Annotated in this window: 11 protein-coding genes; 6 read left to right on the forward strand and 5 right to left on the reverse strand. The window is 73.3% G+C overall.

Translation table 11 applies throughout. The annotated features are described in order from the left end of the window. A partial coding sequence (locus tag AB0F52_RS46490) for a hypothetical protein (protein ID WP_360185331.1) occupies positions 1 to 220 on the reverse strand: 220 nt, incomplete at its 3' end. A 222-nt stretch (positions 221 to 442) separates the two neighbouring features. On the opposite strand from AB0F52_RS46490, the gene AB0F52_RS46495 reads away from it, so the two are divergent. Next, a complete protein-coding gene (locus AB0F52_RS46495) occupies positions 443 to 1,144 on the forward strand; it encodes a DUF6313 family protein (protein WP_360185334.1) in 702 nt (233 codons plus the stop codon). Next, entirely contained in the window at positions 1,131 to 2,951 is a 1,821-nt protein-coding gene (locus tag AB0F52_RS46500; RefSeq protein ID WP_360185336.1) for a substrate-binding domain-containing protein, read from the forward strand. The genes AB0F52_RS46495 and AB0F52_RS46500 overlap by 14 nt, the downstream gene beginning before the upstream one ends. Here AB0F52_RS46500 and AB0F52_RS46505 read toward each other — a convergent pair. After that, positions 2,934 to 3,413 (reverse strand): LLM class flavin-dependent oxidoreductase, encoded by a 480-nt coding sequence (locus AB0F52_RS46505; protein WP_360185338.1) that lies wholly within the window; start codon positions 3,411 to 3,413, stop codon positions 2,934 to 2,936. The two genes, AB0F52_RS46500 and AB0F52_RS46505, sit on opposite strands and share 18 nt — an antisense overlap. Beyond that, entirely contained in the window at positions 3,410 to 4,060 is a 651-nt protein-coding gene (locus AB0F52_RS46510) for an NAD(P)H-binding protein (protein ID WP_360185341.1), read from the reverse strand. The genes AB0F52_RS46505 and AB0F52_RS46510 overlap by 4 nt, the downstream gene beginning before the upstream one ends. A 108-nt stretch (positions 4,061 to 4,168) precedes the next feature. Here AB0F52_RS46510 and AB0F52_RS46515 point away from each other — a divergent pair, with 108 nt between their 5' ends. After that, positions 4,169 to 4,537 carry a helix-turn-helix domain-containing protein gene (locus AB0F52_RS46515; RefSeq protein WP_360185344.1) on the forward strand — a complete coding sequence of 123 codons (369 nt, stop codon included), beginning with the start codon at positions 4,169 to 4,171 and terminating at the stop codon, positions 4,535 to 4,537. 47 nt (positions 4,538 to 4,584) lie between these two features. Here AB0F52_RS46515 and AB0F52_RS46520 read toward each other — a convergent pair whose 3' ends face one another. Continuing rightward, entirely contained in the window at positions 4,585 to 5,163 is a 579-nt protein-coding gene (locus tag AB0F52_RS46520) for a hypothetical protein (RefSeq protein WP_360185346.1), read from the reverse strand. A 28-nt stretch (positions 5,164 to 5,191) separates the two neighbouring features. On the opposite strand from AB0F52_RS46520, the gene AB0F52_RS46525 reads away from it, so the two are divergent. Continuing rightward, positions 5,192 to 5,587, forward strand: coding sequence for a helix-turn-helix domain-containing protein (locus tag AB0F52_RS46525; RefSeq protein WP_360185349.1), 396 nt, complete (start codon positions 5,192 to 5,194; stop codon positions 5,585 to 5,587). Between the two features lie 441 nt (positions 5,588 to 6,028). Here AB0F52_RS46525 and AB0F52_RS46530 read toward each other — a convergent pair whose 3' ends face one another. Further along, entirely contained in the window at positions 6,029 to 6,400 is a 372-nt protein-coding gene (locus tag AB0F52_RS46530; protein ID WP_360185352.1) for a hypothetical protein, read from the reverse strand. A gap of 149 nt (positions 6,401 to 6,549) precedes the next feature. Here AB0F52_RS46530 and AB0F52_RS46535 point away from each other — a divergent pair, with 149 nt between their 5' ends. Both AB0F52_RS46535 and AB0F52_RS46540 read left to right on the forward strand, forming a co-directional pair. Then, the gene (locus tag AB0F52_RS46535) at positions 6,550 to 9,732 is read left to right on the forward strand and encodes a BTAD domain-containing putative transcriptional regulator (RefSeq protein ID WP_360185355.1); all 3,183 of its coding nucleotides are present in this window, start codon (positions 6,550 to 6,552) and stop codon (positions 9,730 to 9,732) included. Between the two features lie 91 nt (positions 9,733 to 9,823). Continuing rightward, positions 9,824 to 13,117 carry a hypothetical protein gene (locus AB0F52_RS46540; protein WP_360185358.1) on the forward strand — a complete coding sequence of 1,098 codons (3,294 nt, stop codon included), beginning with the start codon at positions 9,824 to 9,826 and terminating at the stop codon, positions 13,115 to 13,117. The last annotated feature ends 22 nt before the right edge of the window (positions 13,118 to 13,139 follow it).

Here is a 13,139-nt window from a genome sequence, read left to right on the forward strand (position 1 = left end):
GGAACCTCCTCGTCTCGTACGGGCACCGGGAATTGATGGCTGCCGCGCTTCGCCGGAAGGCGACCACGAACGTACCGATCCGGTGAACTTCCGGCCACAGGCGCGGGATCGGCTGATCGGATGTCGGGCCGCCCGGTCCCGCTGGCCACGACGCGCTGCCGCCGGTGATCGCCGCGCCGTCGGCCGCGGCGATCGTGGATTCCTGAGTCCTTCCGGTCATCCGCCGACCCCTCCCTACCGGCTCCGAGCCGCAACAACCGGAAGTCCGACGCCGCTCGCGGCGCGAGGCGTGGTCCGCCACCTCAAGGGGACGTCGTAGCCGGTCCCCGGTGTCCACCAGACGAACGGAAGGTGGACAACCGCGCTCGGGGCCGGTCCCGGGCCTCCGCTCGGGGTAGTTTCCAGCTGTGGGGCAGGGAATCGGCCGACGTCCCGAGCGGGAATGACGTCGGCACAGCAGACGGTGCGCGCGGCCGAAGCGAGCGAACCGGGTGCGGTCGACCCGCCGCGGCGGGAAACGCTGACGGCGCTGCTCCGGCGGCGGCGCCGCTCGCTCGGCCGGCACACCGGAATCCAGTATTGGCTCCGGGTCCGCGGCTACTACATCCTGGCCGCCTTCGCCGGTCTCTTCACCCTCAACGCCTTGGTCATCGGGGGCCGGGTCGCCTACGACGTCAGCGTGCAGATCGCTTCGCCGTGGGAGACGGAGGCGCCGTGGGTGGCGCTGCCCCTGTCGATCTCGGGCTGGCTGGTGGTGACCGGGTTCGCGGGTGCCGTCGCCGGCTACGTGGTGTCCGAGGTGACGGACAACCGGAGCCTCCGGCGCTCGCGCGGGCGAGCGGCCGGCCGGCGCATCGGGGCCATCCCGCTGCTGGACCGCCTGCAGTACGGCAGGCACGGCTTCGAGGTCCCGGACTACTTCGGCATCCGGTTCGCGCTGCGGCACGACGGGGACTGGCGGACCGCGCAGGACCACTGGGAGATCGTCGTCGAGAAGTTCCTGAACGCCGGGGACGGCCGCGGCAAGGGACCGAAGCGGGTCATGTGGGAGGCCGTGCTGGAGGCGTCCTACGTACTGGACGGCATGTCCGGCCGCTGCCCCGAATGCACCGGGCGCGGGGAGGCCGGCGATGGCGAGCACTGACCCGCAGCGCGCCACCCGGGACCTCTCCAGGCAGCTGCACCAGGCCGCCTATCCGGGCTCCGAGCCCGCCTGGATCGAGGAGCGGGTGGCCACCGCCGAAGCCCGGATCGGCCGCGCCATGCTGGCGCGGCCGTCCACGGCCGAGGGGGCGCGCCGGCTGTCCGACGTGGTGCTCAACCACGCCGCTCCGCGTCGGCGCACCACCCGCCAGCGGATCGTCCTCGGCGCCGGTCTCGGCGCGGTGGCGGTCGTGGCCGCCGTGCTCGGGATCACCGAACGGCGGTGGGTCGCCGAGGCGGCCATCAGCACGATCGGCATCACCGGCCTGCTGGCCGCGGCCGCGGTCGCGATCACCGGTATGGTCGCGTCCGTCGTGCGTGCGCGGCGCGAGCGGGTGCTGTCCTGCCGGGTCCGGATCGACGCCCCGTTCGGCGTCGACGTCGGGGAGACCGTCCGGCTGGAAAGCGAGCACCACGCCGTGGCCGATCCCGGTGTCGTGGTCGTCCGGATCAAGAACACCGGCGGCGCGCCGCTGCGCCAGGAGGACTACGTCTCCCCGCTCAGCCTCTACTTCCCGGGCCGGACGGTGGTGTCCGTGGACGCCACCGAGTTCGAGCCCGCGGTGCTGGAGCGGGTGCTGACCGGGCTGGGCGAGGCCGGCATCGAGCGGGACCGGGTGAAGCTGCCCGCGGTCCCGCTCCAGCCGGGCGACTCGTTCAAGCTGGTGATCGTGTTGTCGGGCACCAAGCCCGGGACGAATCACCAGGTCGTGGTCGAAGGCGGGCTGCGCGGGGGCCGGATCACCACCCGTCAAGGCCGGGAGAAGATCCGGCCGGAGACCCTCGCGTGGGGCGGCCTGGCCGCGCTCTGCGCCGGGGCGTTCGCGGTGGTGCTGCTGCTCAACAACGTCACCCCGTTCGCCAAGCTCCCCGAAGGCGTCGTGTGCGCGTCCGGCGCCCTGAGTGTCGAAGGGTCGACCGCGTTCAGCCGGGCCACCACGGCGCTGGCCGGGTCGTACGGCGCGTACTGCCCGGAAGCGTCGGTCAAGGTTCGCACGCCCGGCAGCCGGGAAGGCCTGGAACGGCTGGTGGCCGCCGGCAAGAACGGGACCGAGCAGCTCGCCCTGTCCGATGGCCGGTTCGACGATCCGCAGTTCCGGGAGCTGGTGGCCGAGCCGCTGGCGATCGTGCCGTTCACGCTCGTCGCCGGTGCGGACGTGCCGATCGGCGCCCTGTCGGCCGACGACGCGCGGCGGATCTTCACCGGCGCGGCGCACACCTGGAGCGACATCACCCACAACCCGCGCGACACCGGCGCGATCCGCGTCGTGGGCCGGTCCACCGACTCGGGAACCCGGCAGGCCCTGGAAAAGTACGTGCTCGGCGGCCATCCCGGCACCCCGGTCCAGCAGGCGGCCCCGACGTCGGACTCGTGCCGGGAACCGCGTCAGGGTGCCCCGCCCGGGTCGCCGACCGTGTGCGAGCAAGGCTCGACCGGCGACCTGCTCGACCGGGTCGCCAACCTGGACGGCGCGATCGGGTACGCGAGTGTGTCCGATGTGGACCAGGCGGACGGCGTCAAGAAGATCACCCTGGACGGCCGCGAGGGAACCTTCGCCGACATCCGGGAGCACGGCTACCCGTTCTGGACCGTCGAATACGTCTACAGTCTCGCCGGGTCCGAACCCGGATCACTGGCATCTGCGTTCAAGAACTTCTTGTTCACTCCTGAGAGTCACAGTGCGCTGGCCGCATTCCGTTTCTACACCTGCGCGGACGACGCCGGCCCTCTATGCCTCAGACGGTGACCTCGCCGACCACGACGACATCCGCCGGTCCGCGTACGCCTTCCCGGTCGAACAGCACCCGGTAGCTGCGGCCGCCGTGATCCGTGGGGCGACATGGGTTTCGATCGTTCGTGGGCCTGTCCATACGGCCACCGTTCCGTCGGCGAGTTCACCGGCGATGCGCAGCATGACCGGGCCCAGCGCGGCAAGGAGCACGGAGGGCGGTAGCGCGTCCGGCGTGTGCGTCTGTCCGGCAACCTGGTACATCTCGCCGTCGAACTCGACCGTCTCGTCGTGCAGCAGGGGCACCAGAACGCCGAGATACTCTCGGGTGTGCCGGGCCGGGCGCTCGAAACGCAGTCCGAACACCGATTCGATGCGGTGCCGGTGGCCGGGCCTGATGCCGAGGGTGAGGCGGTCGCCGATGGCCGCTTGCACGCTCAGGGCCTGGCTCGCCAGCGTCAGCGGGTGGAAAGGCGTCACGGCGCCACTGCGACCAGGGCGCGATGGTGCTTCGGGGTCTCGATCTCGTCGATCAGGGCGACGGCGAGATCGGCGTAGGAGAACGGCGTCGCATCGTCCATGGGCAAGATCCGGGTGCCGCCCGTCCGGTAGCGGCCGGTGCGCGCCGCTTCGTCGTCCAAGACGATGGGCGGCGGGGCCAGCACCACCCAGTCGATGTCGGTGTCCGCTCCGCGCAGCGCCGCGAGCCCGGCCGCGTGCCCGAGCGAGAACGCCCGGCCCTCCGCCGGGAAACCGGGGGCGTCGTGCACCGCGACACCGGGTGCGGTTTCCAGCACCGTGCCGATTCCGACCGCGACCAACCGCCCGACTCCGGCCCGCGCCAGCCCGTCCAGCAACGCGCGGGCGGCGGCCGGGAAGAAGGTCTCCGCCGGCACGTCCAGCCGAGCCGCGGCATTGACGGCCGCGTCGTGGCGCGCGGCCACCTCGGCCACGCTGTCCGGCTCGGTGACGTCGCCCGCGACCACGGCTGTCCCGGTACCGGCCAGGTCCGGGTGCTGCCGCGGGTCGCGCACGACGGCGGTGACCTGGTGGCCCCGGGCCGTGGCCTCGGCCACCGCGCGGCGTCCTGCCCGGCCACCGGCCCCGAAAACGACGATCTTGCCCACTGCGCTCACTCCGTCCGGCCTGGCAGGGATTCGATCACCTGCCGATGCCGCGAACGCTACGGGGCGAACCCTTGGTTTCCGCAACGATAGTTACGTACGGTGGACAGTGTGAGTGAGCCGCTGGACCCCGACATGTTCGCCGACTGCGCCCCCGTCGCGGCACCGATGCGCATCGGTGACAAGTGGACCGCCAAGATCATCACGTGTTTGCGATCGGGGCCCCGCCGGTTCTCCGAGCTCCAGGCGCCGTTGCGGAGCATCACACCCAAGGTGCTCACCGAATCGCTGCGGGCGCTGGAACGGGACGGGATGATCACGCGCACCGCCTACCCCGAGATCCCACCCCGGGTCGAGTACGAACTGACCCCACTGGGCCACACACTTTTCGAGCCGATGGCGGCCCAATGCGCCTGGAGCCGCGAGCATCTGCCCGAACTGCTCGCTGCCCGCGAAGCCCACGAAAGCACCGCAGACTGAACCAGCCGTTCCCGGCGCGGCCTTTCAAGCTGCTCCGGCGTTTCCCCTCACCGGCGAATCCGGCGATCCACGGCCAGCCAGTTCGTTTCCCACGTCGTCCCGCCGTCAGCCGAGAACGCCTGCTCGAACCTCGCCTCGTCCGGGGTGGGCCGGGAGATGAGGAACCGCACCTTGATCGGGTGGCCGCCGAGCTGGTCGTCGCCGTAGAACTCGCCCCTGTCGTCGTGGAAGCCGCCGTACACCGCCGGGGTGAGCAAGCCGTCGCGCATGTTGACGAACGTCAGGCTCCACCGCTGGGCCTGCGGCTCGTACAGCCGCATGTTGAGTGCGTCGATGCGCCCGTTCGGCCCCGAGACGGCGAACTCGAGAACGTTCGCGCGCCCGTCCAGGAGCGGCCGCACGGTGCTGGTACCCGCGAACTGGAGCCAGGTGTCCGCGGAGTCCGACAGCGGCTCGGCGAGCACCCGCACGGTGCTGCGCCACGTGCCGATTTCCCACGCGAAGTCTTGCCGGCCGGCGGCGCTCGCCGGCGACGCGGCCGACGCGGGCGAGGTCGACGCGGCCGTCGCGACCAGCAGGAGGGCCGAAAGGCCGGCGGTGAGGGCTCTTCTGTATGGCACGGTCATGGTTCGACTATCCGAGGGGAGCACCGCCGTGGACAAGAAGGCACCTGCACGTAACCGTCCCAACCCGTTGCCCGGCTGTCCGATGGCCGCGGCGTTCGCCGCGATCGGCGGGAAGTGGAAGCTGACCCTGCTCTACTGGCTCGCCCACGGCGAGTGCCACTTCGCCGGCCTCCGCCGCCGGGGCACGCCGATCACGGCCAAGGTCCTGGCCGAACAGCTGCGCGAGCTCGAAGCCGACGGGCTCGTCGAACGCGTGGTGACCGGACCGGTCCCGGCGCGCGTCCTCTACCGCCTCACTCCTTACGGGACGACCCTCCTGCCCGTCGTCGAAGGAGTCCGGGTCTGGGGCGAAGCGCACCTCCGGCGCACCCGCAGCGGGACGGCCCCGGACCCGGCGATGAGCTGCACCGACGCCGTCGTCTAGGCCCAGCGCGACGCGAAACCGGCGGGAAATCGGGGACGGCCGGACGCTGCACCACCACCCGCGCCGGCTGCCGGTCGGTGACGGTCTCGGGAGCGAGGGCCACGGCGACGAACGCCGGGACCAGAGCGCCAGGTAGAGCCAGAAGACCCGGTGGGCCGGGGCCGGCGCGAACTGGGCGAGCAGACCGGCGGCGAGGGTGCGGGGACGCCGTCCGGACCGATCGGACACGCCGGCGAACAGCAGCAACGAGACCACTGCGCAGACGGCGAAGATCAGCGTCGTGGTGAACGAGCCGAAGCCCAGGTCGGCCGCCCAGAACGCGTACAGCGGGACGGGCAGCGTCCCACCGAGTATGGCCAGTGCTCCATGAGCCTGACGATCACCATCTTGGATCGATCAGTCCCCGATTAGCAGACCGATCGATCCAGGATGGTGACGCACTCAACAGGCGTCGAGACGATCGACGTAGGGCTTCAGCCCGTTGTCCGAGTCCGACGTGAACTTCTTGTCGAGCAGGCCCGGGTTCATCTGGAGGCAGCCGCTGTCGTAGCCGTTCCGCATGATGATCTTCACCCGCGTCTGGTAACCGCAGTTGTTGTCGAGGTAGACGGTCGTGTAGTAGCCGGTGATGGCGTTCCCGTGCTGGTACTGCGTGAAGGACACGCACGAGGGCGCCAGAGTCATCGGAAGCACCGGGGCCGGGTCACCGAGCGTCGTGGCGCCGGCGGTGCCGGACATGGCCAGGCCACCGCCCACCAGAGCCGCCCCGAAAACCAGGACGGCGAGCCCCCGCCGCAATGGAGAATTTTTCACTTTGGACCTCCCTTTCCGTCGATCACCGGTTCCGCACCGGGTCACGCCGAAGAGCATGCCCGCCGGGAAATGAACGAAGATTGGCGAAACATTGATTCCGGGACATTCGGCGTGCTATGCCGGGTGCTCGACTCGCCGGGGACGTGGTCATGGAGTTCCGGATACTGGGCACCGTCGAGGTGCGCGTCCACGGCGTCGCGGTGCCGGCCGGGCCCGCCCGGCAACGGTGGGTTCTCGCCGCCCTGCTGGCCGACGTCAACCGCGTCGTGCCGGTTGATCAATTGATCGACCGCGTGTGGGGTTCCCGTACTCCGGGCGACGCCCGCAATTCGCTTCGTTCGTATTTGTCCCGGTTGCGCCGGATCGCCGAGATGCGGATCGAGCACCGGCCGGGGGGTTATGTGCTGCTCGCCGAGCCGTCTTCGGTGGACCTGCACCGGTTCCGGGCGCTGGTGGCCGAGGCGCGGGCGAGCGCGGACGAAGACCGGGTCCGGGCGCTGCTCGGCGAGGCACTCGGCCTGTGGCGCGGCGAGCCCCTGGCCGGCCTCGAGACCCCGTGGGCGGACGCCCTGCGCACCACTCTCCAGACCGAGCGGTTCACCGCCGAACTGGACCACACCGACCTCCGGCTGCGACGCGGTGAGCACCACGCGCTGCTGGCCGGGCTGGCCGCCCGGACGGCGGACCGGCCGCTCGACGAGCAGCTGGCCGGTCAGTTCGTGCTGGCCCTCTACCGGTGCGGCCGCCAGGCCGAGGCCCTGGCCCACTACGAAAGCCTCCGGAAGCAGCTGGCCGACGACCTCGGCATCGATCCCGGCCCGGAGCTGCGCGAGCTCCACGGACGGATCCTGCGCGCGAGCGCCGATCTGCACGTGGCGAACGAGCCGTCGACGAGTGCCGGGCTGCCCGTTCCGCAGCAGCTTCCGGCCGCCGTCACCAACTTCACCGGCCGGGTGGACGCCCTCAAGGAACTGGACCAGGCCTTCCCCCGGTGCCCGGCCGTGGTGATCGCGGCGATCGCGGGTACCGCCGGAGTGGGGAAGACGGCCTTGGCCGTCGAATGGGCGCACCGGGTGGCCGATCGGTTCCCCGACGGCCGGCTGTACGTCAACCTGCGCGGCTACGGGCCCGGGACGCCGATCGGGCCGCTGGAGGCCCTGACCCGGTTCCTGCGGTCGCTGGGGGTGGCACCGGAGCAGCTCCCGGTCGACGCCGACGAGGCCGCCGCGCTGTTCCGCACCATGCTCGCCGGCCGGAAAGTCCTGGTGCTGCTGGACAACGCGGCGACCGCGGACCAGGTGCGTCCCCTGCTGCCGGGAACGGCGGGCTGCCTCGTGCTGGTGACGAGCCGGAACCGGCTCGACGGCCTGGTCGCCTGCGACGGCGCCGTCCTGCTGACGCTGGACGTCTTCACCGAGGAGGAAGCCGGCCGGTTGCTGGCCGCGACCCTGGGCGCCGAGCGGGTCGGCCGCGAACCCGCGGCCGTGGCCGCATTGATCCGGCGCACGGCCCGGCTTCCGCTGGCGTTGCGGATCACCGCCGCGAAGCTGGGCCGCCACCCCGGCAGCCTGGCGGACTACGTCACCCGGCTCCGCCCGGGTGACCAGCTCGGCAGCCTGGCGATCCCGGACGACGAACGCGCCGCCCTCAGGTCCGCCTTCGACCTGTCCTACCAGGCCCTGGCCGGGGATCAGCAACGGTTGTTCCGCCTGCTCGGCCTGTTCCCGGGCGAGGATTTCGCCCCGGACGCCGTCGCGGCCCTCGCCGGCAGCACCACCGAGCAGGCGGCGGTCCTGCTGGACGGCCTGGCGGCGGCCCACCTGATCGAACAGCACCGGCCCGCCCGGTACACCTTCCACGACCTGTTGCGGCGGTACGCCGGCGAACGCTCCCGGCTCCAGGGCGAGAGCGAGGGCGCGGCGGCGCTGGCTCGGCTGTTCGGCTGGTACCTGGGCACCGCCGACGCCGCGGCGAAGGTGATCCACCCGCAGCTGGTGCGCCTGCCGGAGCCGCCGAACTCCGCGCCGCCGAGCGGGACCGGCGATCGGGCCGAGGCCGTGGCCTGGCTGGACAGCGAGCGGGCCAACGTGGTCGCGGTCGGCCGGCTGGCCGCCGAACAGGGCCACCGGCGGGTCGCCTGGCTGCTGGCCGACACCCTCCGCGGGTACTTCTGGATCGGCCTGCACCGCCCCGACTGGTCCGCGCTGGCGTCGGTGGCGCTGGCCGCGGCCGACGCCGAAGGCGACGCGCGGGCCCGCGCGGCTGCCCGGATCAACCTCGGTGACCTGTTCCTGCGCCGCAACCAGCACGACCAAGCCATCGAGCACTACACCCAAGCGGACCGCTTCCTCCGCCTCGCGGGCTGGGTGGCGGGCCGGACCGCGGTGCTCGGCAAGCTGGGCCTGGTGTACCGGGAGTCGGGAGACACCGCGAAGGCGGCGGACTGCTACCGGCGTGCGCTGGCGCTGGCCGCGGAGTCGCACAGCCCGGTCCGGGAGGCCGGCGCGCTCGGGAACCTCGGGTTCGTCCAGTACGAGTCGGGCGCCTACGAGCAAGCCGCCGCCGGACACGCCCAAGCCTTGGCGCGCTACAGCGAACTGGGGATTCGTTCCGGCCAGGCCACGGCACTGGGCAATCTCGGGGACGCCCTGCACGCGCTGGGCCGCTTCGACGAGGCGCTGACGGAACTCGCTCGCGCGCTGCCCCTCTTCCGCGAGATCGGGGACGTCGGCACCGAAGCCGCCACCCTGCGCAGCATGGCGGCGGTGGACCGGGACAGCGGACGCCTCGAGCGCGCGGACGCACGCGCCCGGGCCGCCCTCGAGCTCGCGCGCCGCGCCGGGGACCAGCGAGGGGAAGCGGACGCCCTCAACGTCCTCGGCACCGTCAACCGGCGCCTCGGGCGACCGGTGGCGGCGATCGACTGCCACCGGAAGGCACTCGAGCTCGCCCGGCACAGCGGAATCCGGTACGGCACCGTCGAAGCCCTGATCGAGCTGGCGATGACGCGCGAGGATCCCGGTGGGGTCCGGGAGGCACTCGGCCTCGCCCGCGCGGCCGGCTACCGCGGCCTGGAAGGCCGGGCGCTCACCGCGTTGACCCGGCTTCTGCACCGGCGCGGCGAGACCGAGCAAGCCGCCGGATACGGCAGGCAGGCGCTGGAAATCCACCGCGACACCGGACATCGTCTGGGGGAAGCGGTTACTCTCGCCGCCCTCGCCGCCGTGTTCGAGGTGTCCGAAGGTGCCGACGCGGCCCGGGTGTGGCGGGAACGGGCGCAGGACGCCTTCGCCTCCTTGGGCGTCCGGCCGAGCGGGCAGTTCGAGGATTGAGTTCGGAGCTCGACCGGGGTTGCCCGGTTCCGCAGCGCCGCCGGGCGGAATTGCGTTGGTGCGAGCTCCATGATCGGGAACAATCGCCGGAATGGACATGCGCGCCCTGCTCGCCCGGATCGATCCGCTGGCCGCGCCGGCCCGGCGTCGGGTCCTCGCCGACACCGCACGCGCGCTGGCCGGCTCCCCGGAGCTGACCGCACTGCTCGCGGAACTGGACGCCCTCCCCGGCCTCCCGCGCACCTGGGCCGCGACGATGGCCGTCATCGGGGGCGACGACACGCACCTGCGCCGCAGCCTCGTCGCGGCCGATGCCCGCGTCGCCGGTCCGGCGATGCACCACTGCGCCCGCCGCGGCCGGCACTTCGACGCCGTCACCGCGGCCCTGCCGGCCGCGCCGCTCGGGTGGCGGCACACCCTCTACCGCGCGGTGCGCGCCACCGGCGCCACCGAGTGGGCCGAAGCTCTCCTGCCTTCGGTGCGCGCCCGCTTCGGCGACCACGAGGCCGCCGCCGTGCTGCCGGCTTGCGAAGCCGGCACGGTGACGGCCTTGCTGCCGGAGCTGGACTTCGCCGTGCCCAACCTCGCCGCGCTGACCCGCCGGCACCCCGCCGTCGTGCTCGCGCACCTGCGCCGCCGGCTGGCCGAAGCCGGCGACGCCGGCCGCAACGCCACCTGGGCGCGCTTCGGGCCCGCGCTGAAACAACTGGTCCGGCACGATCCGGCCCAGCTCGTCGACCTGCTCGCGCACTCGGGACCGCTCACCGGGCTCCCGGCCGGCGCGGACCGCTGGCTGGCCGCGGCGACCGCCGCCGATCCGGAGCGCGTCGTCGCGATCCTCGCCGATCCGACGCGGCTCATCCGGTTCCAGCCGGGCCGGAGCACGCAGCGTGCTTTCCGGCAGGCCTCGGACGAGTCACTGACCTCGCTGGCGCGCACCTGCCTCACCGACGCGAACCGGTTGACGGCGTTGCTGCGCGGCCTTCCGCCCGGCCGGCGCCCGGCCGTCCTGAGTGGAGCGTTGGGCGAACGGGACCTGCAGCAGGCCCGGCTGCCGATGACGCTGCTCGACGTCCTGCCGTGGTGGTCCCGGCACGAGCAGGCCCGCCGGCAGCTCGCCACCCGAACCGTGGCCGACCACCCCGATCTGCGGCGGCAGGCGACCGCCCGGCTGCCGTGGCCGGAGGCCGAGCCCCCGCTGCGCGCCGCGATCGCGCGGCCGACCGCGGCGGAGCGGGCCCTCGGTTACCCGTTGCTGATCGGCGCGGCGGCCGCGACCCGGGATCCGGACGTCGTCGCCGGCCTGCTGGCGTCGCTGACCCGGCTGCCCAACGAGCAGGACCCGGTCCGCCAGGTCGCGCTCGCCGCCGTCGCCGCCATCCCGGGATGGCTGCTGCGGGCGGCCGATCCGGCCACCCTGGTCAAGCTGGCCACCGATGCCGTGCAGGCCCGGGACGCGTCCTGGGGCACCCGGCAAGCGGTCGGCACCACGGCCGTCGGCCTGGTCCGGCAGGGCACGCTCACGACGCGGCCCGACCTGGTCGAAAGCGGCCTGCGGATCCTGGAACTGTCCGGTGGCCACGCGCACACCCTCGACCTGCACCGGCTCGACCGAGATCTGCCTCGCGGTGCCGAGCACGGCCTGTTCTCCGCGCTGCGGCCGCGCATCGCCGCCGACGCCCGCGCCGGCCGCTACGCCCTGGTCCTGTCCCTGGCCGCGGGCCTGCACCGGCGGGCGTGGGCGATGCCCGGCCTCCAGGCCGTCGTCGGCGAAGCGACCGGCGCGGCCGACGACACCACGGTCCACCGGGCCCTCGAGCTGTGGCTGGCCCCGCCCGCGACCCGGGACGAACGCGTCGGGTCCGTGCTGCGGCGCGACTCGTCCACGATCGCGGTCGCCGCGGTGGCGAACGCGGTCAGCGGGCGCCGGACCGACCTGCTCGACCTCGTGCTGGACCGGCCGCCGCGCGGCCGGTTCGCCGCCCGCGGCGTCCGGCTGGTGCCGACCTTCGGCGGGTCGTTGCGGCACTGGCTGCCGCGCCAGGTCGCCCGGTACGCCGAGTTGCTGGCCGACCTCGCCACCGCGCCCCGCAAGCCGGTCTGGGAACGGGTTTCCGCCGTGCGCCGCTTGGCGAGCTTGCCCGGCGTCCGCGTCGACGACGTGGCACCGTTCCTCCAGGACGGCGAAGTCGCCGTGGTCGAGGCCGCACTGGCGGGGCTGGCCTGGACCGATCGGCCGGGCGAAGCGCTGGGCACGTTGCTCGGCTACGCCGACACCGAGCGCGCCCGGGTCGCGGTGTACGCGGCCGGCCGCGCCGCGCGGACCATCCCGCCGGCCGAACTGGGTGCGGCACTCCGGCCGGTGCTGGCGGGGAAGAAGCTGACGTCGCGCAAGGAGGCGGTCCGGCTGCTCGCCGAGCACCGCGTGCCCGGCGCGGCCGGCGAACTGGCCGCGCTGTGGGCGGACCCGCGCCTGCACCGCGACCTCCGCCGCGCGATCGTGTCGGCCGCGCGCCGGCTGCTCGACGACGAACGCGCGTGGCAGTGGCTCACCGAAGCGTCCGCGATGACCGCGGTGGCCACGGCCGTGACCGAAGCCGACCCGATGACCGTCGCCGAGCAGTACCGCGCGCGCTACGGCGTGCTCGTCCGGACCGTGGCGGGCAGCACCGACCCGGACACCGCGCGGATCGGCTTGGCCGCCTGGCCCGCGTGGAGCGTCTGGGACCGCGAAGGGCCTGCCGCGCTGGTGACCCTGATCGGCGACCTGACCAGCACCGCGACTTGGCGAGCCGCGGTCGACGCGGTGCTCGTCGCGGCCGCGGTCACCGGCGATCCCGCGCCCCTGCACGCCGCGGCCACGACGCTCGCCGAATCGGCCGGCGTCGTCGTCGACGGCCGGGACCAGCCGGCGCGGCAACGGCTCCGCCTCTTCCTCGTGCGCTTCGCGGCCCGCTTGGACGCGAGCGGCGAAACGATGTGCGGTGCGGCGCAGCAACTGTCCATGAAACTGGCGGAACGGGCGGAGTACCGAACGGACGCGCTCCTGCTCGCCGTCACCGCCCTCCCCCGCCGCGGCGACCTGCTGCCGGACCTCCGCCGGATCGCCGCCCTCGCCGACCGTCCCGCACTGGCTTGGCAAGTGGCGGACCGGCTCGCGGCCTGGCTGGCCGGCCACGCCCCGGGCCGCCCAGAGCTGCGCGGCACCGCCCAAGCCCTCACGGCAAGCCCGGCGGAGGCGTTGCTCGCGGCGAGTATCGCGAGCCAGGCCGGACCTCACGCCGGATGGCCGCGTCCGTGGCGCGAGCTGGTATCGGCGTTGCGCGACCACTCCGACGCCGACGTCCGAGAACGCGCGTCGCACATCTTCTTCGCTCCCGAGTGATGCCGGCGCCCGTATGCGAAAG

Origin of the sequence: Amycolatopsis sp. NPDC024027, from assembly GCF_040638975.1 — a bacterium.
Taxonomy (GTDB): Bacteria; Actinomycetota; Actinomycetes; order Mycobacteriales; family Pseudonocardiaceae; genus Amycolatopsis.

Bases quoted from the DNA above. Each gene is read 5' to 3' on its own strand.
- AB0F52_RS46500 (WP_360185336.1), top strand. From the start codon at position 1,131: ATGGCGAGCACTGACCCGCAGCGCGCCACCCGGGACCTCTCCAGGCAG.
- AB0F52_RS46520 (WP_360185346.1), bottom strand. From the start codon at position 5,163: ATGACCGTGCCATACAGAAGAGCCCTCACCGCCGGCCTTTCGGCCCTC.
- AB0F52_RS46495 (WP_360185334.1), top strand. From the start codon at position 443: ATGACGTCGGCACAGCAGACGGTGCGCGCGGCCGAAGCGAGCGAACCG.
- AB0F52_RS46535 (WP_360185355.1), top strand. From the start codon at position 6,550: ATGGAGTTCCGGATACTGGGCACCGTCGAGGTGCGCGTCCACGGCGTC.
- AB0F52_RS46540 (WP_360185358.1), top strand. From the start codon at position 9,824: ATGGACATGCGCGCCCTGCTCGCCCGGATCGATCCGCTGGCCGCGCCG.